The sequence below is a fragment of the Terriglobus albidus genome (assembly GCF_008000815.1).
In the GTDB taxonomy this organism is placed as follows: domain Bacteria; phylum Acidobacteriota; class Terriglobia; order Terriglobales; family Acidobacteriaceae; genus Terriglobus; species Terriglobus albidus_A.
The window spans coordinates 5,565,379-5,588,376 of the sequence record NZ_CP042806.1 but is presented as its reverse complement, the minus strand read 5'-3'; the positions used below and the strand labels follow the sequence as shown (position 1 = coordinate 5,588,376).

16 protein-coding genes are annotated in these 22,998 nt (G+C 58.0%); 10 read left to right on the top strand and 6 right to left on the bottom strand.

The genetic code is table 11. The features are described from left to right. Positions 1 to 68 precede the first annotated feature (68 nt). Positions 69 to 1,865: a M61 family metallopeptidase gene (locus FTW19_RS22360; RefSeq protein WP_187143127.1), complete on the top strand. Its 1,797-nt coding sequence runs from the start codon at positions 69 to 71 to the stop codon at positions 1,863 to 1,865. A gap of 20 nt (positions 1,866 to 1,885) precedes the next feature. On the opposite strand, the gene FTW19_RS22355 is transcribed toward FTW19_RS22360, so the two are convergent. Continuing rightward, positions 1,886 to 2,320 carry a hypothetical protein gene (locus FTW19_RS22355; RefSeq protein ID WP_147649797.1) on the bottom strand — a complete coding sequence of 145 codons (435 nt, stop codon included), beginning with the start codon at positions 2,318 to 2,320 and terminating at the stop codon, positions 1,886 to 1,888. 133 nt (positions 2,321 to 2,453) lie between these two features. On the opposite strand from FTW19_RS22355, the gene FTW19_RS22350 reads away from it, so the two are divergent. From FTW19_RS22350 to FTW19_RS22335, 4 genes are read left to right on the top strand one after another with little or no spacing between them, the layout of a single operon-like run. Next, positions 2,454 to 2,777, top strand: coding sequence for a hypothetical protein (locus FTW19_RS22350; protein WP_147649796.1), 324 nt, complete (start codon positions 2,454 to 2,456; stop codon positions 2,775 to 2,777). A gap of 43 nt (positions 2,778 to 2,820) precedes the next feature. Then, the gene (locus FTW19_RS22345) at positions 2,821 to 4,104 is read left to right on the top strand and encodes a TolC family protein (protein ID WP_147649795.1); all 1,284 of its coding nucleotides are present in this window, start codon (positions 2,821 to 2,823) and stop codon (positions 4,102 to 4,104) included. Beyond that, positions 4,101 to 5,279 (top strand): efflux RND transporter periplasmic adaptor subunit, encoded by a 1,179-nt coding sequence (locus FTW19_RS22340; protein WP_147649794.1) that lies wholly within the window; start codon positions 4,101 to 4,103, stop codon positions 5,277 to 5,279. Before FTW19_RS22345 ends, FTW19_RS22340 begins: the two co-directional genes overlap by 4 nt. After that, on the top strand, positions 5,279 to 8,350 hold the full coding sequence (locus FTW19_RS22335; protein ID WP_147649793.1) for an efflux RND transporter permease subunit: 3,072 nt from the start codon (positions 5,279 to 5,281) through the stop codon (positions 8,348 to 8,350). The genes FTW19_RS22340 and FTW19_RS22335 overlap by 1 nt, the downstream gene beginning before the upstream one ends. 93 nt (positions 8,351 to 8,443) lie before the next feature. Here the strand turns inward: FTW19_RS22335 and FTW19_RS22330 are convergent, their stop codons facing one another. Beyond that, the gene (locus FTW19_RS22330) at positions 8,444 to 9,298 is read right to left on the bottom strand and encodes a hypothetical protein (protein ID WP_147649792.1); all 855 of its coding nucleotides are present in this window, start codon (positions 9,296 to 9,298) and stop codon (positions 8,444 to 8,446) included. 44 nt (positions 9,299 to 9,342) lie between these two features. Between FTW19_RS22330 and FTW19_RS22325 the strand changes: the two genes are divergently transcribed. Continuing rightward, positions 9,343 to 9,810 carry a DUF6869 domain-containing protein gene (locus FTW19_RS22325; RefSeq protein ID WP_147649791.1) on the top strand — a complete coding sequence of 156 codons (468 nt, stop codon included), beginning with the start codon at positions 9,343 to 9,345 and terminating at the stop codon, positions 9,808 to 9,810. A 56-nt stretch (positions 9,811 to 9,866) separates the two neighbouring features. Beyond that, positions 9,867 to 10,307, top strand: a complete 441-nt coding sequence (locus FTW19_RS22320; protein WP_147649790.1) for a hypothetical protein — start codon at positions 9,867 to 9,869, stop codon at positions 10,305 to 10,307. A 458-nt stretch (positions 10,308 to 10,765) separates the two neighbouring features. Here FTW19_RS22320 and FTW19_RS22315 read toward each other — a convergent pair whose 3' ends face one another. After that, entirely contained in the window at positions 10,766 to 12,394 is a 1,629-nt protein-coding gene (locus FTW19_RS22315) for a M28 family peptidase (protein WP_147649789.1), read from the bottom strand. Between the two features lie 545 nt (positions 12,395 to 12,939). Here FTW19_RS22315 and FTW19_RS22310 point away from each other — a divergent pair. The 3 genes from FTW19_RS22310 (at position 12,940) to FTW19_RS22300 (ending at position 16,713) form a co-directional block, all read left to right on the top strand. Beyond that, positions 12,940 to 13,473 carry a (2Fe-2S)-binding protein gene (locus FTW19_RS22310; RefSeq protein ID WP_147649788.1) on the top strand — a complete coding sequence of 178 codons (534 nt, stop codon included), beginning with the start codon at positions 12,940 to 12,942 and terminating at the stop codon, positions 13,471 to 13,473. Next, positions 13,470 to 15,809, top strand: coding sequence for a molybdopterin cofactor-binding domain-containing protein (locus tag FTW19_RS22305; protein ID WP_147649787.1), 2,340 nt, complete (start codon positions 13,470 to 13,472; stop codon positions 15,807 to 15,809). Before FTW19_RS22310 ends, FTW19_RS22305 begins: the two co-directional genes overlap by 4 nt. Before the next feature lie 373 nt (positions 15,810 to 16,182). After that, positions 16,183 to 16,713, top strand: a complete 531-nt coding sequence (locus FTW19_RS22300; RefSeq protein ID WP_147649786.1) for an HNH endonuclease — start codon at positions 16,183 to 16,185, stop codon at positions 16,711 to 16,713. Positions 16,714 to 16,839: 126 nt separating this feature from the next. Here FTW19_RS22300 and FTW19_RS22295 read toward each other — a convergent pair whose 3' ends face one another. The 3 genes from FTW19_RS22295 to FTW19_RS22285 all read right to left on the bottom strand — a co-directional run bounded on the left by FTW19_RS22295 (position 16,840) and on the right by FTW19_RS22285 (position 22,836). Next, positions 16,840 to 18,120 (bottom strand): Ig-like domain-containing protein, encoded by a 1,281-nt coding sequence (locus tag FTW19_RS22295; protein ID WP_147649785.1) that lies wholly within the window; start codon positions 18,118 to 18,120, stop codon positions 16,840 to 16,842. Positions 18,121 to 18,417: 297 nt separating this feature from the next. Then, positions 18,418 to 19,539 (bottom strand): PepSY-associated TM helix domain-containing protein, encoded by a 1,122-nt coding sequence (locus tag FTW19_RS22290; RefSeq protein WP_147649784.1) that lies wholly within the window; start codon positions 19,537 to 19,539, stop codon positions 18,418 to 18,420. Positions 19,540 to 20,424: 885 nt separating this feature from the next. Continuing rightward, a complete protein-coding gene (locus FTW19_RS22285) occupies positions 20,425 to 22,836 on the bottom strand; it encodes a TonB-dependent siderophore receptor (protein WP_147649783.1) in 2,412 nt (803 codons plus the stop codon). Positions 22,837 to 22,998 lie beyond the last annotated feature (162 nt).

Here is a 22,998-nt window from a genome sequence, read left to right as displayed (position 1 = left end):
TCGCTTCTTTACGGATTCATGCTGCTCCCCTTGCGCAAACTAACAATCAAACGGCTGCGGCGAATCCGATGACCATTACCGCGAACCTGACCGATGCGCCTCGGAAGTTGTTACATGCCGAAATCGAAATCCCCGTCAAACCCGGACCTTTTACGTTTACCGCGGCCAAATGGATTCCGGGCAGTCACAGTCCAACAGGACCAATCGGCGAGTTCGCCGGCATTGTCGTCACTGGTAACGGGCAGGCCATTCCCTGGCGGCGTGACGACATTGATTTGTACGCATTCCACGTTGTCGTTCCCAACGGAGTAACGCGCCTGCACATTCACGACGATTTTCTTGCTGTTTCTCAAGGCATCGACGTGGCGCCCAATCTGGCTGAGCTTGAATGGGAACGGCTGATGTTCTATCCCGCGGGCGTGCCCGTTAGCCAGATCGTTGTTGTGCCGAGTGTGATTGTGCCGGAGGGCTGGCATCTGGGTACTGCGCTGATACCGGCTAAATCCACTGGAAACACTACCACCTTTGCGCAAACGACGATTCGCCATCTTGAGGACTCGCCGATTCTCACCGGCCGTTACTTCAAAGAGATTCCTTTGGCGCCGGGCATTGCGCCGCAGCATTTTCTGGATGTCGCCGCCGACTCGCCCCAGGACCTCGATCAGAACCTGACCCCGGCCTTTCTTGCCGCGCTCAACAAGCTGGTGCCGGAAGCGTGGGCGATGTACGGATCTCACCATTACGACTCGTATCACTTCCTGCTTACCCTGAGTGATTTCGCCGGACGTCATGGTCAGGAGCACCAGGAATCGAGCAACAATGGCGGCTCTCATAATGCGTACAGTGATCCAGTCCAGGCAGTATCGAATGGGGAGCTGCTGCCGCACGAGTTTACCCACTCATGGAATGGCAAATACCGCCGTCCGGTAGGACTCGACACACCCGATTTCGCAACACCGATGAAAGGCGAATTGCTCTGGGTCTACGAAGGGCTGACAAGACTTCTGGGAGATGTTCTGGCGGTGCGGTCTGGATTCGAGACACCGGAGCAGTTCCGAGAGGCGCTCGCATACTCAGCAGCCTCGCTGGATCAAAAGCCAGGCCGTGTTTGGCGCAACGTGGAAGATTCAGCGATATCGGCTCCCATCCAGGGAGGCAATATGGCTTACAACAACTGGCGGCGCAGCTTTGACTACTACGCTGAGGGCGAGCTCCTGTGGCTGCATACCGACATGCTCATTCGCGAGCTGACGAACGGGCAGAAATCGCTGCACGACTTCTGCCTGGTCTTTTTTGCGAAGGGTGGCAACACTGCACCCGTCACGGTGCCTTATAACTTTGACGAACTGGTTGCCGACCTGAACCAGGTTGCCCCCTATGATTGGGCGAACTTCCTGCGGGAAAAGATCACCTCTCTCTCGCCTCACGCTGATCTCGATGGCATCACGCAAAGCGGCTGGACGCTCGCGTACTCTGACGAGGCGAGCGATTACGAGAAAGGGGAGATGGGCAAAACCATCGACGCATACTTTTCGCTGGGCCTGCTCGTAAGGGAGGATGGAACCATAGGAGATGTCCGGTTCTTCTCGCCCGCCTTCGAGGCCAAACTCTCTCCGGGCGAGAAGATCATTACGATCGATGGCCGAGCTTTCTCCCGATCTGCTTTGCACAAAGCACTGATGGAGAGAAAGCCGGAGTCCACCGACGTAGATGCATCCAAGCCCATCTTCATCACTGTGCAACTTGGCAATGCGTTACGAGATGTGCCGATCATGTATCACGATGGTGAGCGATTTCCTCGCCTGGAGCGCACCGTGAACATGCCCGATCTGCTCAGCGACTTACTAGCTCCATTAGTGAAGTAGGTTTGGCGGTCTATCCTGGCCTAGTTGGCGGCCAGCATCCCGCGATCCCGCAGAATTTGCAGGATGTCCTGATGTGCAAGGTAGACAAGCACCTTGGGACTTTCACCGCCCATATCAATGGTGAAGGTGGCTGAGACCGGTATTGTGACCTCGCCGTGTGTCTGGGTCTTGAAGCTCATCTCCCACGTGTTGTTGACGACGACGTGGCGGTCTGTTGAGGCCGTTACATCGAAGGACTTGAGTGAGGTATGAACAAGGCCGGATGCTTCCAGGAGCTGGCGTCTCTTCGGCAATACTTTTGCGAAATCTTCGACCTTGACGATAGCGTTGCCAGACGGACCCGCCGCAACGAATACGTCGGCAAAGTGAGAGATCTCGGCTGGTGTGTCTTTGGAATTACTGCTGGCCGCAAACTTCCGGAAGAACGATGCAACAGCGTCGCGTGAGATTGTCATGACACCTCATAGTGAGTTTCAGGATGAAATTACCTTTAGTATTATATCACATTTACCCCTGTGAATTCAACTACTTACGCCTGTCGCGATGTCGATGCGAAGCCGCTTCCGATCAACGCGGTATGATGAGCCTATGGCTGATAAGCCCATGGCTGTCTGGTCGCGCATCTTCCGCGCAGTCGCACTGCTGCTCGTCCTCTATGTGGGCGTGCAGGTTATAACGTGCGATGTTCCAGGATCAGATTGCTCTGCTTTAGCGTCACAGCGTCAGCATAAGGATCTGGTCTCGACAGATAGCGGCGATAACTGTATCTGCTGCTGTGCCCATCCCGCGCCGGTAGAACTGTTTGCCTTTGTCACGCTGGACCGAATCAGTGTCTCTGCGTATATTGCAGAACCGCTCCAGAAGCCCCACACAAGACCCTCCGAGATCGAACACCCTCCTCAACTCTCCTGATCGTCGCTTCGTTGTTTTGAGCTAACGACACAAGGAGATACCCATGTTCAAAGGACGATTGCTCGTCCTTTGCGTACTGCTGTCTGCATCGGCTTACGCGCCGGCGCAGCAGACCTCGCCATCTACGGTTGAGGAACTTGTACGCATAGGAATTGAGCGCAATCAAGATCTTGCCGCGGCTCGTGAGGGAATCGCCGAAGCGCGCGGCCTGAAGCGGCAGGCTGGAGTACGGCCGGCGCCGGGCCTTACGTTGAAAGGGGCGACAGGAAGACCGATCGGCACCATTGGTGAAGACACCTATGGCGCTGACTTCTCCCAGGAAGTCGAGACCTTCGGAAAACGCGGCAAGCGTATCGCGGTCGCAGGCTTCGATGTCGACAAGGCTGAGGCCGAGTTGGCGGCCAGGTCAGCTGAGCTCGCCTACGAGATCAGGGTCGCCGCGGCTGATCGATCGGCTGAGGCGGACAGGCTTGCGATGCTGCGGCAACTCAGTGATGCGAACCGGCAGGCACTGGGATTAACCGAAGCACGCGTAGGCGAAGGCGATGCTCCCGCGCTTGAGGCCAATCTGCTGAAGGTAGAACTGGCCAAGGCTACCGTGCAGATCAATAGTGCCCGAGGACGTCTGTCGACCGCGGAAGCAACGCTCCGGCGGCTGGCGCAGCTTGCTCCCGGTGAGGCCTTACCGGATCTCAAGCCGGCGTCGCCCGCGACTGACTCGCTTCAGGCCTTCATCGTAAGAGCCAACGAGGGGCGTGCCGATCTGCGGACCGCGCGGCTGAACGAAGCGCAATCGAAGACCTCGATTGATCTCTCCCGGGCGAATGCAAAACCGAACGTCAGTCTTGGGGCCGGGTACATCCGGCAGACCTCGCAGTTTGACGATCTCTTCGGCTTTACTCCAACCGGGGCAATCGCTCCGCTGCGCGATCGTGACGACATTCTCAGCTTTTCAATCTCGGTCCCGCTGAAGAGCAACCGTAGCGGACGCGGCGAGGTTGAGGCGGCGACCGCCCGCAACAATGCCGCAAGACTGCATCGCGAGTATCTGGAGAAAAGCATTCCAACCGAAGTAGAGGCAGCCTTCCGCAGGTTGGAGGCGGCGCAAGCCTCGCTGAAGACGCTCGACACCGATGTTGTTCCCGGCTCCGAAAAGAACCTTGAAGTGATTCGCGAAGCCTACAGGCTGGGACAACTTCGGTTGCTGGACGTGATCAATGAGCAGCGGCAGGTAGTGGATAACCGGGTCGCCTATATCGATGCGCAAGCGGAAGTACAGCGCGCCTGGGCGGAACTGGAGCGTGCGATTGGAGGAAATCTCCCATGAAGAAGATCTGGATTGTTGTTCTATTCACTGCTGTTCTTACGACCGGCTGCAAAAACAAGACCTCCACCGCGGAGAGTGACAAGATCGCGTCAGAGCAGGAAACCAAACGCAATGAAGTGGAGATGCAGCTTCCCGCACAGCAGCACGTGGGGCTGCAGACCGAAGCCGCGACGCTGGAACAGATGAATGAGTTCTTCCGTGCGACGGGCACGGTTCAGCCGATCGACAGCCGTGTGGGCGAGGTTTCTACACTCGCTCGCGGGCGAGTCGCAGAGGTTAAGGTCAAGGTCGGTGACCGCGTAAAGGCTGGGCAGGTTCTGGCTACCTTCGACAATCTGGATGCGGTCGATCTAAGTGCGCAGGAGCAGTCCGCGAAGGCGGAGCTGAGTAAGCTGCAGGCGCAGCTTGTACCGGCGGCGCGGCAGACGGAACGTTCCCGGCATCTCGCCGATATTGGCGCGGTGGCCGAAAAAGACTATGAGTTCAATAAGGCCGAAGAGCAAGGCATCCGCGCCAATATCCAGTCGCAGGAGGCTGTTGTTCGCGGGCTGCAGCAGCGGCTTCAACGCTTCGGTGCATCAGGCCCTGCCGGCATGACCGTTCTGAGAGCCCCCTTCTCCGGCGCCGTCATCAAGGTGCAGATGTCCGCCGGCGATGTTCTGGAGCCCGGCCGCGCTGCGCTTCAGGTGGCCGACCTCTCACATGTGTGGGTACAGGCCGAGGTGTACGAGAAAGACCTGGGCCGCATTCGTCTGGGGCAGGATGCTTCGATCCGTGTGGAGACTTACCCCGATACCGCATTTCCGGGACGAGTCACGTACATCAGTGATGTGCTTGACCCGCAGACCCGCACAGCCCGTGTCCGATGCGAGGTTGCGAATGCCGATATGCGTCTGAAGGCTGACATGTACGCCAGCATCGAGCTTCCGACGACATTCAGTAAGCATGCGCTTACCGTCTCCAGCAGCGCCTTGCAGGAGGTCGAAGGAAAGGATGTTGTCTTTGTTCGTATCGCTCCGACGAAGTTCGCCATCCGGCGGGTGGAGAAGGGCGTTACCGTCAAAGACCGTGTTGAGATTGTGAGCGGCCTGAAGGATGGTGAGCAGGTTGTCACGCAGGGAGCATTCCACCTGAAGTCCATCGTGGCCGGCGGAGAACTGGGAGATGAGGACTAATGGAAAAGCTCATCGCCATTGCTCTGCGGTATCGAATCCTGGTCATCCTGGGAACGTTGTTTGCCATCGGGATTGGCATGATCTCGTTGCGCGAGCTCCCCATTGATGTGGAACCGGACATCACACCCAACCAGGTGTTGATTCTTACCCGCGCCCCTAGCCTTTCTCCATTGGAAGTGGAGAAGCTGATCTCGTTTCCCGTTGAAACGGCCATGAGCGGCTTGCCGGGCCTGAAGCGGGTGCAGTCAACCTCGAAGTACGGTTTGTCATACGTCGCCGTGTACTTCGATGATGGTGCGGATCCGTACTTTTGCCGTCAGCTTGTTAACGAACGCCTTACGCAAGCCAAAGAGCTGATTCCAGCCACGGTCGGCGTGCCTGAGATGGGCCCCATCTCAACCGGACTGGGTGAGATCTATCAGTTCAAAGTCAGCGGCGGCGGGCGTTCCGCCATGGAGCTTCGTTCCATCCTCGATTGGCAGATCGCTCCAAAACTCCGGCTGGTGCCGGGTATCGTCGAGGTGAACAGCCACGGCGGCGAGTTGAAGACATATGAGGTTGAGGTAGATAACGACAAACTGGCCAGCTATCACGTCACCCTCGGACGCGTGATTGAGGCGTTGTCAAAGAACAATGCGAATGCCGGCGGGGCATACCTTGAACACTATGAACAGCAATCGCTGATTCGGGGCGAAGGTCTGATCACCAGCCTCACGGATATCGAGAACATCGTTGTCTCTGCCTCTCCGACAGGCACACCGATTCTTATCCGTAACATCGCTACGGTGCATTTTGCCCCTATGGTGCGGCGCGGCTTCGCGACGCAGGACGGCAAGGGTGAGATTGTGGTCGGCATCGCGATGATGCTGCTCGGCGAGAACTCGCGCGACGTCGCGGCGAACGTCAAGACCAAGCTGGAGGCGCTGCAGCAGACTCTACCCGCGGGCGTGAAGATCACGCCATTGCTGGATCGCGAAGAGCTGGTGGGCCGCACCATCCATACGGTTACACGCAACCTGATCGAAGGCGGTCTGCTGGTCATCGCGGTCCTGTTTCTGTTGTTGGGTAGCTTCCGGGCGGGAATCGCGGTTTCGGTTGCGATTCCGATCTCGATGCTCATCGCGGTTACGGGTATGGTGCAGGCAAAGATCTCCGGCAACCTGATGAGCCTCGGCGCTATTGACTTCGGGCTTATCGTGGATGGCTCCGTCGTGATGATCGAGAACGTACTGCGTCGCCTCCACTACCGCGATCCGGAAGAGCCGGTAGAAGACACCATACGGCTTGCCGGAATGGAAGTGGCAAAGCCGATCTTCTTCGGTGTTGCGATTATCTTTCTTGTCTATGTTCCGATCCTGGCGCTCAGCGGGGTTGAGGGCAAGATGTTCAAGCCGATGGCGGCGACAGTGCTTTTCGCATTGTTCGCATCGCTATTGCTGGCCCTTCTGCTGATGCCCGTGCTGAGCTGGTATCTGCTGCGGAAAGAAAAAGAAGAGATGCCGACATGGGTGATGCGCAAACTGGATCGCGCCTACCGTCCGATGCTGCTTCGCGCCGTTGCACATCCAAAGATCACCGGAGGTATTGCCCTGGGCCTGTTTCTTCTGTCACTCACGGCGATTCCGTTTCTCGGCGCTGAGTTCATTCCATCGCTGGATGAAGGCTCCATCCTGATTGAGATGTTCCGCGTTCCAGGCATCTCCATCGATGAGTCTCTGCACGGCAATCAGATCATCGAAAGCGTCCTGCGGGAGTTTCCCGAAGTCGATCGCGTGGTCACACGGACAGGCAGTCCTGAAGTAGCCACTGATCCTATGTCCATCGACGTGAGCGATGTCTACATTTCGCTTAAGCCAATGGACGAATGGCCGAAGAAGCGCACCAAGAACGAACTGATCGCTGCGATGAAGGAGAGGCTGGAGGCAGAGGCGCCGGGTTCGGGCTACAGCTTCTCTCAGCCTATCCAGATGCGCGTGCAGGAACTGATGGAAGGCGGTTCACGCAGCGACCTGGCCATCAAGATCTTTGGTGACGATCTGAACGTGCTGAAGACCAAGGCTGACGAGATTGCGAAGGTCGTCAGCAAGGTGAAGGGAGCAGGCGATGTCCGTCCCGAACGCATCGCCGGGCTGCCATATCTCCGCATCAAGCTCCGCAGGGAAGACCTTGCGCGGCACGGCCTTGATGCCTCCGATGTTCTGGATACCATTCAGGCGGTTGGGGGCAAACCGGTTGGAGAAGTACTGGAAGGCAACAGCCGCTTCGCGATCCAGGTGCGCTTTCCTGAAGCTCAGCGCAATAGCAACGATGCGATCGCCAATCTCCGGGTCGGCGACAAGGATGGCCACTTCATCCCGCTTGCCCAACTGGCTGACATCGCCGATGAGGAGGGGCCGGCCCAGGTCAGCCGTGAGGGCGGCCAGCGGCGCATCAGCGTGGAGGTCAATGTCCGCGGCCGTGATCTCGCAGGGTTCGTTTCCGAGGCGCAGAGAGCCGTAGCGGACCGGGTCAGGATTCCAAGCGGCTATGAACTACAGTGGGGCGGCCAATTCGAGCAACTGACCAGCGCCAGCAAACGCCTGATGATTGTGGTGCCATGCGCGCTGATTCTTATCTTTGTATTGCTCTTCATGAACTTCGGGACTGTCATGCCCGCTTTACTGATCTTCCTCAATATCCCGTTGGCGGCTACCGGTGGAATCGTTGCGCTGCTTTTGCGCGGGATGCCGTTCAGCATTTCAGCGGGAGTCGGGTTCATCGCTCTGTTCGGTATTGCGGTACTCAACGGCATCGTTCTGCTTAGCTATATCCGTGAGTTGACGTCGAAGGGCCGATCGGTGGCAGATGCGGTGATCGAAGGCTCGGAGACTCGTCTCCGGCCTGTAGCTACCACTGCGCTTGTAGCCAGTCTCGGATTCATCCCGATGGCAATTTCTACAGGCGCCGGAGCGGAGGTGCAAAGGCCACTTGCAACCGTGGTGATTGGAGGGCTTGTCACATCAACCTTCCTGACGTTGCTGGTCCTGCCGGCGTTGTATCGATGGTTGAATGAGCGACGCACGGCCGGTTGAAGACGGCTGTGCATTAGGTGCGGGATCGAGAGCGCAGCAGCTTCCTTTGCCCTTGCAGCCTCCTGGCAACGGAGGCAGTGTCTGACTTACGGCTCATGGCTGGTCAGGCAGAATGCGGGTCGTGGAATAGAAGAGGTGGTAGTCCTTATACGTGGCATCGAAGGTCCAAATGCTCCTCTGGTCTGCTGAGACGCTTCGCGATGTAATCGAACTGGGCAGCCAGAAGGTTTTCCCCATAAGAGTGACTGGAGAGTACTTTTCTTTCCATGTCCAGTCTCCTTTGATGTTGCCGACAAGCAGGTGATGAGGAACGTTTCTCTCTATCTGGGTGACGTGCATGCTCTCTGGATCGATCTGGATGGTGCCTTTTCCGTCCTGGAAGGCAAGGCAAGCCGCGGCTCGTTGATCGGATGGCAGATCAGCGAACTCGACCACAATGGGCTTGCCTTGCTTTACCTTGCGAAGATTAAACGAGAAACACTGTCTGCCTTCAGGCGACAGGATGTTCAGGCCATTGCTGAATACTCCATAAAGAAGCGCCGGGATTCCGAACTGTTCGTATCCAGGAGCGTCTGAGGTGTAGGTAACGTGCTGGGAGATGCGCGACTCCTCAAAGATGCCTTTGTCAGAAGGTTCCGGCAGTCGTTTCAGCCGGAATATGGCCGAGCTCTCTGAGGAGTCTTCGATGGTGGCTTCGCGAGGGGCTGGGGTTGAGCCTCCAGGAGCAGCCCCTCCGGATACTGGGGAAGAGTTCGGGATTTTTCGGTTGGCAATTGCGTGTTCCGTGCAGTACACATTGGGCACGGAGGTGCGATAACTCTCAATGTTCGCCTGGGCTCTGTTCAGGATCTCGTCCAGTGATTGAGAGCTATCCTGCGACAGGATTGGGCCTGGCCCTAAAACCAGGCAGGCGGAGATGCCAAGCTGAAACGCAACGTAGAGGCGCATGTCTACTCCGGCAGAATTCTACGAGGGATCTGGAATACTGCAAAATGAGGACTGCGCATAAAGTTGGTCGCACATTTGCCGAGACCGATGTGAATGAAGCGCGTTATGCTGACGGCATGTTCCCTGAGGAGCTCAACACACTCGCCCAGGATTGGATACGCTACCAAGTCGCAGCAAAAGGTTCGTCTGAGCGAGAAGAGACCTGGTATGCCGTCCAAATGGCGTTCGATTTGGTTGACGGCGAGCCGGACACCCTCTGGGGATTGATTCTTGCGGTGCTGGCGAGAGATCGATCCAACACGATCATGGAGAACCTTTCAGCCGGGCCAATGGAGGACCTGCTGGTGAAGCATGGACCTCTGTTTATTGAGAATGTCGAACGGCAAGCCAAAGCGGATCCGACTTTCGCGCGTATGTTAGGTGGAGTATGGAAGAACAGGATGAACGACGACATCTGGGAACGGATGTGTAAAGTTCGGGATAGACGCGGATGGGATGGGCTACCTGGGTAGGTGTGGCGAGACTCTCGAATGCTGCAAAACGGTAATTACGCTAAGGGATTTTGACGATGGATGCACGTGAGTTTATTGAAGTCATACAGCGCGACGCGATTGACTATCCGTACAAGCAAATACTGAAGCAACTGCTGCAGCCGAAACCTACCATCCCGATGGAGGCCTGGACCTCTGAGGTCGACAAAAGCGTAGGCGTGTCTCTGCATGCTCGAGCAGAGATTGAAGAGCGTCGGGCACGCTGGTTCCATGATCTCGACGACAATGGCCGCGAGTTTGTGAAAGAACTCTTGCAGGAATGCGCCGAACTCTCCGCCGTTACGTTCCTTAACGTGCTGGACGGAATCGGATCGTACGAGGGCTCATTCCGGCTGGTTGCGATGGACGCGAAAGGGAGCCGGACCGTGGTCAATCCAGAAAACGGTGAGATGCTCCATGATGTCTTCTATGACGTTCGGGCCGAAGCGGACAGAACCGCCAGTAACGGTGACCTCTAGTCATAGGGGTGTCCATTGAATAGGCTCATCGACAGATTTGGAACCCATACACCGGGTGCCCCATTCACGGGGTCCCAACGAACGTGTTCGTTGGGGTGGTCACGCGAAGCGTGAGTGGGACATTCGAGCGAAGCTCAAACCGGTGGGAGCGGTGGGCTTCAGCCCACCGTTGTTAGCTCTAGAAGGAATGGGCTTTAGCCCTGGGCCTTCTGTTTCCATAAGCAAAAGGCCAGGGCTAAAAGCCCATTTATTTTTACGCTTTTATCAGCGGGCTGAAGCCCGCTGCTCCCACCCATTTCGAAGAAATATAGAGCGGGCCTTCAGCCCTTTAACATCTTGTGCGCGCTGTACCTGGGGCGTTGCCCCAGGCTGGTATAGAACGCGCCTTCAGCGCTAATACACCGACTGCAATAACAAAAGGGTGAGGCTTCGCCTCACCCTTCGCTTTTCTACTTCGGTTACTTCTTCAGCGGTTCCGGTGTTGGGATGCGGGGCAGCATCTCCGCGCGGGTGGCTGCGTTGTAGGCAAACCAGGCTTCGACCAGGGAGCCCTGCATCACATCGTCTTTCTGTACGCGGTCATAGAGATCTGCGTTGGAGTGGTGGGTGCGGGTGCCGTACTCCAGCGAGTCCTGCTGGAAGCCGATGCCGTTCAACCCGATCCACGAGAAGCTGGTGGAATCAGTGCCGCCGGGTTGTGCCGTGGGCCTGAACTCAGTACCGCCGGTCACGGCAACAATGTGCTGATCCTTGATGGGCTCAATCCAGGACTTGAAGATCGTCGCAAGCTGCGGATTACCCAGCGCCGACACGGCGCGGAAGCGGCCCGAGCCAGAGTCGTCGTTGAAGTAGACGTCCAGCTTGTCGTACTCCGGTGTCTTCTTCATGGTCTCGCGCTGTGCGAAGTGCTGCTGCACATAAGCGATGGAGCCGTAGAGACCCTCTTCCTCGCCGCCCCACAGGGCAACGCGGACCGTGCGCGCCATGGGCTTATGCATCGTGGCCAGGATGCGTACCGCTTCCAGTGCAACCGACGAGCCGGTGCCGTTGTCAGTAGCGCCGGTACCGCCCTGCCAGCTATCGAAGTGGCCGCCCACCATCACTACTTCGTCGGCCTTGGTTGTACCCGGAATCTCGCCGACGACGTTGAAGGCCATCTGGTCCGTCTTCTGATAGTCGACCTGGATGTCGAAGGTCAGCTTCGGTGTGGTGCCATGCTGCAGCAGGCGCACGACGCGGTTGTACTGTTCAGGCGTAACCGCCACCATCGGCGGCGGGACTGGGTCCTTCGGATCTTCGGATCCGCCGTAGGTTGAGAAGACCGTGCCGCCATCGCCGTTGTAGCCCGGTGTCAGCACGACAGCCGCGCCCTCTTCTTTGAGGAAGGCGTTGACCTCGTTGCGAAGAGTGTGGCCCTTCGGTCCTGACAAGGCAAGAGAGGTCGGCGTGTAATCCCACTCTCCCTCACCGCCGCGTCCGCGGCCGCCGCCACCGCGAGGCCCAGTCGGAGGCGTCTTGGCGCGTGTCTCGACCTCCTCATCGGTCGGGCTCGGCGCCGCTTCTGCTGTGGAGTGCAGCTTGAGCTGAGGCGGATCGAAGATCAGTACGATCTTGCCCTTCAGCTTGCCCTTGTACTTGGCGAAGTCGTCCTTCGAATGAATGGGAGCCCATACCGCATCGGCGGTAATGGGACCATCGGTGCCAGGTGTCCATGCCAGCGGAAAGCCGGTCAGCGCGGCATAGGCCGGAGACTCCAGCGCGCCATAGTACTTCTTGATCTGCCAGCCATAGCCGAAGGGACCCCATGCTTCCATGTGGACATTCTTCAGTCCCCACGCCTTCATCTGCTGCATGGCCCACTCGGCGGCTGCGCGATGATTGCGGCTGTTGTTGACGCGCGGGCCGTACACCTCGGAGATGTAGTAGAGGTTTTCCATCACCTGCGAGTTTTGGAAGGCCTCGTGCTTGATCTGTGCCAGGACGTCCAGATCAACCTTGTCACCTGCTTGTTCCTGCGCGGCTGCGGGCGGAATAACCAGCAGCGCCGCGGCCAGGGCGGCGGCCTGCGTGATGCGATACAGATTCATGGAGCTTCTCGCTTTCGAAGAGAAATCTGATTAAGCGTTTTCCCTGTAGGTCTAGACCAGGGCATTCACATCTATGGGCGTTTTCCGCAATGAAAACGCCGCTGCACGCCCCTTCCGGGATACCCGGCAACAGGGAAAATGCTTTTAAGCGGACAAAAAGGAATCCGAGGGACAGAAGCTGGAGAAATCCCCTGCAAGTCCAGCCGGCATGCTGTCGCGGGACGATTTTCAAATTGTTGTAATGGGACAAACCTATCGAATCTGCGTCTGAGACGCAACAGAGTGGCATGCTGCCCACAGTTTGGGTGCCCCATATCTGGCAGTTTTATCGCCAGATGTGGGTTTCTTTATTCAGGAGCTAGACAGTATTCCTGCAAAGCCCACATCTCGGCTGTGCCGAGATACCACCCCAACGAACAAGCTCGTTGGGGACCCCAGATATGGGGCACCCAGAATCATTGGTTTGACAGGGTGTTTTGATTAGTATCACAATGTAGTTCTTATCGGCGGCCGGGTTTGAATACGGCCCTGAAGGAGCCTCACCCATGGCAGATCAGCTCATCCTCAACGTCAACGGACGGGAGCATCCCGTCCACGCCACGGCGGAGACGCCCCTGCTTTATGTGCTTCGGAATGAGCTGCGTTGTACCGGTCCGCGTTACGGCTGCGGCATGGCGCAATGCGGCGCCTGCGCTGTTCTGGTCGACGGGACAGAGGTCCGCTCCTGCATCACGCCTGTGTCTGCCACGGCCGGAAAGAAGATCGTCACCATCGAAGGGCTTCCTGCTCTCTGGGCGCAGAGTAAAGGCGCGGCCGCCGATGCGGAGACGCTTCACCCGGTGCAGCAGGCCTGGATCGACGAACAGGTTCCGCAGTGCGGTTATTGTCAGAGTGGCATGATGATTGCTGCCGTTGAGCTGCTGGCTACGCATCCCACGCCGAGCGTGGCCCAGATCAAGGATGCGTACACGAACAAGCCTCCATCGCCACACCTCTGCCGTTGCGGAACCTATGCCGCGATCATTCGCGCGGTGCAGCGAGCCTCGACGGTGATGACGTCAAACGGGAGGCCCGCATGAAGATCATGCTTCCGGCTTCGAGCCCCGCGTCCTCTCAAGAGTTTCTGCCGCAGCTTACCCGTCGCGGTTTTCTCAAGACCGGAGGCGCACTGTTCGTCTCCCTGGCAACGCCGCGACTTACGGCACAAGCATCGCAGGCTGTATCGCAGCGCGAGATGCCGGTCACCTCCTGGCTTGAGCTGCACGATGACGGCAAAGTCATCGTGCGCACCGGGCGCGCTGAGATCGGCACCGGCATGAGCGGTTTCTATACGCAGATCGTCGCCGAGGAGCTCTGCATCCGGCCCGAAACCATCTCCCTCATCATGGGCGATACCGACCGTACGCCCGACGGTGGTTATTCCGCCGGCTTTCTTACCGGAGCCGAGAATCTCCGCAAAGTGGCTGCCTATACCTATCAGGCGCTGTTGAGCCTGGCATCGAAGAAGCTGAATCTGTCCGCGGATCTACTTACGGTTAGCGATGGTGTCGTCTCCGGCGATGGGCGAACGATCAGCTATGCCGAGCTTGTCCGCAATCAGCAACTCGATCTCACCATCCCTGTCTCCGGCGAAGCCGCTCGCGTCGATCCGAAGGCGTGGAACGGTCTCTCCGGGCTCGACGGACTTGTCGTGCTGGGCAATCCGCCGATGCGGCCGTTGAGCGGGTATGGGGTCGTAGGGAGCTCCTACCCGATGCCCGGCATCCCCGACAAGGTGACCGGCCGCACGCAGTGGACGTGCGATGTCACACTGCCGAACATGCTGCATGCACGCGTCGTGCGTCCTCCAACGCTGGGCTCGACGCTGATCGCGGCAGGCACGCTCGACAAGACGAAGTTCCCCAGTGCACAGGTTGTCGTGAAGAAGAACCTGGTTGCCGTGGTCTCGCCCAATGAGTGGGAGGCCGTCCGGGCCTCGCGCGCTGTTGCCTCTGCGACGAAGTGGACAGAGTGGGCAGGCCTGCCTGGCAGTGACAAGCTCACCGCCTTTCTGCGCAGTTATCCATGGAAGGCTCCCTCGGAAGCGAAAGGCAGCATTGAGGAGACAGCAGCCGCACTCAGCACATCCGTAAAGCAGGTCTCCGCCACCTACGAGCAGCCCTTTATCAAACATGCCCCCATCGGCCCTTTCGTAGCCGTGGCCGACGTTCATACGGACGGCTCGGCGATCGTATGGTCCCACTCAGCCAATGTCCAGGGGCTGCGCGCGCAGATCGCCAATACGCTTTCAACCACCGTCGATAAGGTCGTGGTGCGCTGGCTCGATCATGCCGCGCAGTTCGGCCGCACGACCTTCGGCGGAGACGGCGCCGAAGGTGACGCAGCGATCCTCTCCCAGATGCTGCAACGGCCGGTGTGTGTGCAATGGATGTTGCAGGACGACTTCGCCTGGTCCGCCAGCTCTCCCGGCTGGGTGGAAGAGATCACCTGTGGCCTCGATGCGAACAACCGGATCACCGCTCTCAAAAGCTCGTTCTATTCAACGCAATCGAACGACGCACGCATCGTTGGAGCGATCCTTGCCGGCATGCCCACCAGCGATCCGAAGCCGGGTTATTGGATTGCGACCGAGTGGCCCTATGATGGCATTCCGCATCGCCGGGAAGAGGTCTACGGCACGCCTAACCTTGGCAGCGATGCACCGAGCGGCGTCGGCATGCGCGGACTCATCATGCGCACTCCCGGACAGCGACAGCAGAACTTCGCCATTGAAGCGCTTCTCAATGAGGCGGCTGCGTCGGCGGGCCTAGATCCGATCGCGTTTCGTCTCTCCCTCACATCTGACCAGCGTCTTATCGAACTCGTACAGGCCACGGCGAAGGCAGCGGAATGGCAACCGCGGCCGTCACCCAATCCCAAGGTCCGCAGTAAAGATGGGAAGGAACTGTATGGGCGGGGAATGTGCCTGATGATGCGTCAGAACGGCTACTGGGTCGGTATCGCAGAGATCATCGTTACGCCATCGACGGGAGTGATCCAGGTGACGCGGTTCACCATCGGCGCAGAACCGGGCAAGATCATCAATCCTCGCCAGCTCGAACGCTGCATGCTCAGCGGTGTTGTCATGGGTATCAGTGAAGCCCTGAAAGAAGAGGTCACCTTCGACACCGGCAAGATCACCAGCACCAACTGGAGCAGCTACAAGATCCTGACCATGGCCGAGATGCCGGAGATCAAGACCGTGCAGATCTCTCGCGATGACAAAGGCTATGGCGGCGGTTCCGAGGCTGCAAATGCGGTGTGCCCAGCCGCCGTAGCGGCGGCCTTCCACGACGCTACAGGCATTCATCCCAGGCGAATTCCGCTTACGCCTGCTTATGTTAGTGGGTTGTTGAAGGTAGCAAGAGTTTCATAGCGAAGAACGGCAGACGGGTGGGAGCAGCGGGCTTCAGCCCGCTGATAAGACGTAGAAGTAAATGGGCTTTAGCCCTGGGCCTTTGTCAACCCGTCAGGAAAAGGCCCAGGGCTAAAGCCCATTTCTATATTGAGCCGATAGACATTAGGCTGAAGCCCACGGCTCCCACCCGGTTCGAGCATAGCTCGAATCTCCCACATAAGCTTGCACCCAGCCAGCGAAGCTGGCCAGGGCTCGCGGCGCGTATGTGGGGCACCCGGAGTGTTGGCTTTTAAGTTTGTCCGGGGTAATCAACCATCGATGTCATTCATGATTCCAGCACCTTTCTCTCATATGGGATTCCGGTCTTGTTGGGCGAAAATAGTCATACGAGATGAGCACCGCACGCATCATGGTTGGAGGTTGGGTCGACCGAAAATCGGTACCCAAAGGCGCGAATGGTCGCGGTCTGTGCCGCTGGTGCAATTTAGAAGTCCCTCGCGGACGCTTCACGTTCTGTTCGGAGTTCTGCGTGCATGAATGGAAGTTGCGATCGCAGCCTGGCTATCTGCGGGAGCAGGTTTTTCTGAGAGACAAAGGCATCTGTGCGCGATGCGAGGTAGATACTATCGCTGCTGCCCGGACTCTCCGGTACTCGCGCGGAAGCCGCCGGCAGGAGCTGTTGCAGCACTGGGGGCTTCGCACCCGCTCTCGTAAGAGTCTTTGGGATGCTGACCATATTCTGCCGGTGAGCGAGGGCGGGGGCGAATGCGACCTCGACAATATCCGCACACTTTGCCTGCGCTGTCATCGGATCGCCACTGGGAAACTCCGGGAGCGCCGGCGGCAGGCAAAATCGGCCATCGAGCGACATCCCGTCGTCGTTTCGAGCGGCGCCTCCAGCATCATGCACCCTACCACATAGAGCATCGCCTGGCTTGCGGTCTGCTTGTTGGTAAAAGACTTCGAGGTTCAGGACGTTGCCCGAACCTCGAAGTCTCGCGTTACGGAAATACAATCGGTGATCTGGCGCGGCGGCAATTCCCCTGAGCTACCAGTACGTAAAGTGCAGATTGTCGATATAGGTAGTGTTGGCTGCGATTTTGTAGTTCCCACCAATCTGATAGTTGATCGTCATGCCCCACCAGCCGACAGGGATCTTTTTCGGAGCTACTGTGATGTTCATGGGATATACAACTCCATTGACGGTTACGGACTGATAGAGGAGATCGTTGTTAGGCTTTCTTTGCACCTGGAGCGTGACATGGTTCCAGCCCGTCTTCATGGTGCATGGAATAGACGTCGGAACCCATTTGGCCTCGACGTTATTCCAGTAATCCCATACGTTGCCATTGAGGTGATTGCACTCCGTTCCCCATTCCATCCCCAGCCCGGCGGCATACATGTTGACGTCGAACTCTTGTAACTGCGTAATGTCCCAGTTGGTGATGTAGACATCTGCGTCATAGATGAAGTTGTTGAGTGTCGGAAGCAGCGTGTGGCTGTCGTCCGTAAGCCCCATCTTATTGCCCTGGCCAAGTACGGGATTGGAGAAGAGGACGGCGGAGTATGGAACTGTACCGCCAAGATTGAACTGGGTGGCGTTACCGCTCTTCGATGGTGTGATCAGATGCTGCTTCATCGACCAGGTGACTCCGGCACAAGGAGCATCGCAGATGTCATAAATGGGCGGCAATTGCCCCCACTGATTCCATCCTGGGGCAGCCTGCAGGTTCTTGAGCGTTGTACCCGTCACTGTAACCTTGACGGGCGTTTTGGTATAGCCGCCGCAGTTGTCCCACTCCTGAACGACGGTATTTTGCTGACCCAGGCCAAGGGTAATCGGCGCATTCAAGGTGGAGCCCGCAGCCGTATAGAGCAGCTTGTCGTTGGCATAGACGCCGATGGCGGCGATGCCCGTCGGGCAATTTGTGGTTGCGCTGGCCACAAACATCGCGGGGGTTCCGACGGTGCTGTTGTTCGCGGGGGAGGTGACGGTGACGCCCGCGGTCGGAGGGTAGGTCACGTTGATGGAAGCAGTGCTCGAACCGCCGCAGTAATTCCATTCAGTGACCACGATGAGATGAGATCCGGGTGTCAGTGCCACGGAGGTGTCGAGTTTAATGCCCACTACTGTATATCTCAGGCTGTTATCGACGTACACGCCCATCGACGCAACGCCTTTCGCGCACGGAGTGGTCGCTGTGGCAGCTACACGGGCAGATGAGCTGACGGTCGAATTATTGATGGGAGAAGAAACCGCGACTGTCGCGGAGGCGGGTACAACATAGACGACACAGAGAAGCAAAGACGCCAGGAGCAAGGATCTCATGGTGCAAAGTCTCAAAACAGCCCATTTGCGGGCCATCATTCTAAGGGAGTGCCCAGGAGTGCTCGCCTGGGCAAAATCAGTATCGCAGGCAACCAAAAAATGATTTTTGAGATCAAAGCGCAAAATCTCTGGGTGGTCCCATTTTGGGATGTATGGTGGGAGGCCCAACGGCGAGCCCCTCGGGTTAGTGCGTGAGCGGAGGAGCCTGCAACGCCTCTGACAGGCAGGCAAATGCCAATATGGGATGAAAATATCGTGCCGATCCCTGGATGAATCTGCAGCAATTCGTAGGGGTTTTTAAAGCAAAGCCCGCCAGCGTGTTCGCAGATACCGGTTCCAGTACATCAGCAGACCGGTGATGCTCAGTACCGGCAGACAAAGCCCCAGCAGACACCACAGAATCTTTACCGGAAGACCCCACAGTGTGCCGAAGTGCAGCGGATACATCAGCCACAGGAACCAGTCACCGAGAGACTTGTTCTCCCCGTAGTGCCAGACGGTAAGAAGTTTGCCGGTGTGGCCGTCGAAGGTGTCGATGTCGCGCAGGCTGAAGTCGCCGGGGCTACGGCGGTCAATATAGAGGGTGACATTGCCGCCGGGCTTCTCCGGCAGGCCGATGCCGGTCAGGTATCCGGGGGAGACCTCCTGCTGATGGATGAGGATGTCTTCCATCTTCGCAATTGACGTGCCTGCTGAAGGCTCCGGCGCTTGCGGCTGCTTCATCCCGATCAACGGCGAGACAACATTCACCACAGCGGCGATCTTGAGAGGGAAGAGGAAGTAGACGGCGGTGACGCCCCACCAGCTCACAATCAACAGCGTCCATATGCCGATGGCGTTATGCGCGTCGTAGTTGATGCGCTTCCATCCACGGCGAAGCGAGACGAAGAGACCGCGCGTCCACAGCTTGATGCCAGGCCACCACAGAACGGCTCCGGTGATGGCGAGCACCAGCAGGCCGATGCCGGCCGAGCAGTTCAGGATGAAGCCGGTCTCGCCCATCAGCAGGTTGACGTGCAGGTCCAGTACGTAGTCGATGAAGAGCTTGCGCTGACTTTGATAAGGAGCACCTGTGGCCGCATCCGCGAAGATGGTGTGGTCTTTCTTGCGCGTGTCTTCGAAGTAGAGCGTCCAGCGTGGGTTCTGCGGCTGCGGTGGTGAGATAAAGGTCAGCCGCCATGCGGGGAAGAATTGCTGCGCAGTAGCGATGACGGCACTGACGGGTGCGACGTGGTCCTTATCGAAGGAGACATGCCGCATGCTGGCTTTGCGGATCTCATCCTGAAAGACCAGCGTCGCTCCGCTCAGGCCGATGACGATGACATACAGCGAGAGCAGAACGCCCAGCCAGAGATGCACCTGGAAGAGCGCCCGGCGCAGCCAGAGCTTTCGTGGATGGTGAAGAAGCGTAGCGATCATCTGAGGCCGCACCTGGTTGATTCACTCCAGCGAACGAAGTTCGGTGAGGCTCTATATGTGAGCAAGCGGTATTGGTATTGCTGAAGATGTCCCCCAGCCAGCTTTGCTGGTTGGGACAAGCGCCAAAGGCGCCCCGTTTTGCTTAAGGGGACGGCTTTAGCCGTCGCGTACCAACGGAAAAAGAGACGCGGCTTCAGCCGCTGAGGTACGGCACCATCTTCTTGCTTCCGAAGTTGTTCCCCACAACGAACGACTTGCATTTTGACCTCAGCGGCTAAAGCCGCGTGTTTTCTGCTCCCTGTTCGGCACGGCTAAAGCCGTGCCCTTAAGCAAGACCAGATCGAGCTTCGCTCGAATGCATCATCCCGCTGAGTTACAACATCTTCTTTTTGCTTTCGATGTTTTTCGTTGCAACTAGCGACTTGCATTTGTGACCTCAGCGGCTAAAGCCGCCTGTTTTCTGCTCCTGTTCGGCACGGCTAAAGCCGTGCCCTTAAGCAAGACCAGATCGAGCTTCGCTCGATACATCAACGCCGGAGAACCAAGTTCATTTGCAGGACAGCGATACTTCGATATAAGCGCGCATTCCAGAACAAAATTCACGGAGATATATGAGCAAGACTCGCCGCATTGCTTGAGTTGTCCCGAGCCAGCTCCGACGGCAGGGCAAGCGCCAAAGGGGCTTTGTCTTGCTTAAGGGGACGGCTTCAGCCGTCCCGTACCAACGGAAAAAGAGACGCGGCTTCAGCCGCTGAGGTACGCATTTCGTCTGTGCTTTCGAATGCTTTGCCCTACAACTAACGACCTGCATTTTTGACCTCAGTGGCTTAAGCGGTGCCCTTAAGTAAAACCAGATCGAGCTTCGCTCGATACATTCCCGGTTCGTTAGAAATTCCACGAGACGGTGCCGCGAATGACGCGGGGCTCGCCGGGTTTGACGTAGAGGTCGTTGTACGAACCGCTGTAGTAGCGCTTGTTGCCGATGTTGTTCGCGTTGAGCTGCCACATCGCGGGTCCGCGGCGATAGCTGATCGATGCATCAACCAAGCCGTAGCCGGGAAGCTGGAAGGTGTTAGCCAGATCTCCGGACTGGTTGGTGAAGTGGCGGCCGCCTGCGCCGAAGGTGAGTCCGCGAATCTTGCCGCGCGGAATCTCATAGGTCGTCCAGAGGTTGAACAGATGCTTTGGAGCGTTCAGCGTCGGTGTGCCCGCGGGCAGGGTCGTGTCGTGCGTAACCTCAGCATTGATATAGGAGTAGGCAGAGGTGACGTTCCAGCCCGCGAGCGGATGCAGGGTCGCTTCCAGCTCGACGCCGCGGCTGCGCTGCTGGCCGGTGACGAGATAGAAGTTCGCGTGTGCGGGGTCGCTGGTGGCAACGTTGTTGCGGTTCAACTGGAAGATGGCCAGCGTGGTGAGCAGGCGGCCACCGAAGAAGGTCGACTTCGCACCGCCCTCCCACTGCTGTCCGCGCTCCGGAGCGATGAAGTGTCCGCTGGTGCTGCCGTCATAGACCATGCCCGACTGCGGCATGAAGCTCTTGCTGAAGCTGCCGTAGATCGATGTGGATGGAATGAACTGCCAGGTGACACCAAGGCGCGGCGTCAGGCCGGTGGAGTTCTGGTTGGGCGATCCCTTCGATTCGTTCTTAGCGAAGTCCACGCGTCCACCGCCGGTGATGGTGACGTGCCGCGGCAGACGGATGTGGTCCTGCAGATAGATGCCGGTATACTGCGTCACCGTATTGCTGCTGGTGTAGAGCTGCAGTGCGCGATAAGGGTTCGCTCCATATTTGGGGGCGTAGAGATCCAGCGGCTCATACTGCGAAAGGTCGCTGAAGTCGATGGACCAGCCGCGTGAGTTTGCAGGGTTGCGGTAGAAGTCCACACCGAGCAGAGCGCTGTGCTCCATGCCCCAGAAGCTGCCTTTGGCTTCCATGTTGGTGTCGATGTCGTGCGTCTGCCAGGGCCCATCCCAGTCCAGCGGATAGCGATAGAGTGTCCGCTGATCGGCGCCGAGGAACGATGGATAGTAGATGCGGTTCCAATGCTGCTGATACCAGGCGAAGCGGGAGTTCTGCCGCAGCAAAAGGCGATCGCTGAAGGTATGGCGGAACTGGTAGCCGAACTGCTGGTTAGCCTGCGCGAGCTGGTTAGCGTGCGCGTCCAGCTCGCCGTTGTAGACATTGATCGGAAGCAGTCCGTTGGGATTGGGAAGCACGGTGCCGACTGCAGGCAGCGGCATGCCCTGGCGGCCGTTGTCGCGCTGCACGCGGCCGATCAGTGTCAGCGAGGTTGCCGCTGTAGGACGCCATGTCAGCGACGGAGCCAGGTAGTAGCGATGGCGATAAGTGTGGTCCACAAACGTATTCGCCGAGTGATACAGCGCTGCAAGCCGGCCGTACACGGTGCGCGACGAGTTCAGTGATCCGCCTACATCAATAGCAGGATCGAGGAAGTTGAAGGAGCCGGCGGTCAGCTGCACATGCGCAAAGCGATCGGGTATGGGCTTGCGGGTAACGATGTTGACCAGGCCGCCGAGAACGCTCTGTCCATACAGAGCGGACGATGGCCCTTTGAGCACTTCGACGGACTCCAGTCCCCAGGTCTCTTCTGACATGCCGTTGCCGCCGCGCAGGCCATCGATGTAGGTGTTGAACGAGGCATCGAAGCCGCGGATGCGGTAGTAATCCCAGCCGTCGTAGTAGCCGCCGGCCATCACACCGGCAACATTCCTGAGCGCGTCATCCAGCTTGACGACATTCTGTGCGTTCATCAGATCGCGATTGATGACGGTGATGGCTTGCGGGACTTCGCTGAGCGGAAGGTCGGTCTTGGTGCCGCCGCTGGCGACCGAGACCGAGTACTCGTTCTCTCCCGTGACCGTGACCACGCTATGTACCTGGCCAAGACGCACCACCGGGTTCACGACCGTGGAGGCGTCGGTCAGCGTGACGTCCTGGCTGGCATTGCCGAAGGTCGCAGCTTCGACCAGCAGGCGATAGTTTCCGGCAGGTGCGGTGAGTGTGTATGTTCCGGCGGAATCGGTCGTGGCGGTCACCCGGAAGCTGTCGCAGGTTAGGGTGAGCTGCGCGTGGGCGACACCTGCGCCGGAGGGATCGGTGACGACGCCTGAAAGGATTCGGGAAGGGCTGCCCGGCGTCTGGGCGCAGGCGACCGGCGGATTCTCATCCTCGGTTGTATCGGGTGTCGTACTCTTGTCTTCCGCAATCGCGGCGGAGCAGAGAAGAAGCAACAAGGCGCAGGTGTATGCCCTGGTCAGAAACCGGTTTAGATGCATGGACTTACCTTTCTAGTTCTGTTCAGATCCAGACCGGCCCACACACGAAAACCGAGACTGTACTCCTTTGTTTGCCTGCCTCTGCGCCAGGGCAGAGCAGGACAGTCTATATAAGACTCATCTGGTCCTATTAATATAGGACTGAATCGGTCCTAGTCAATT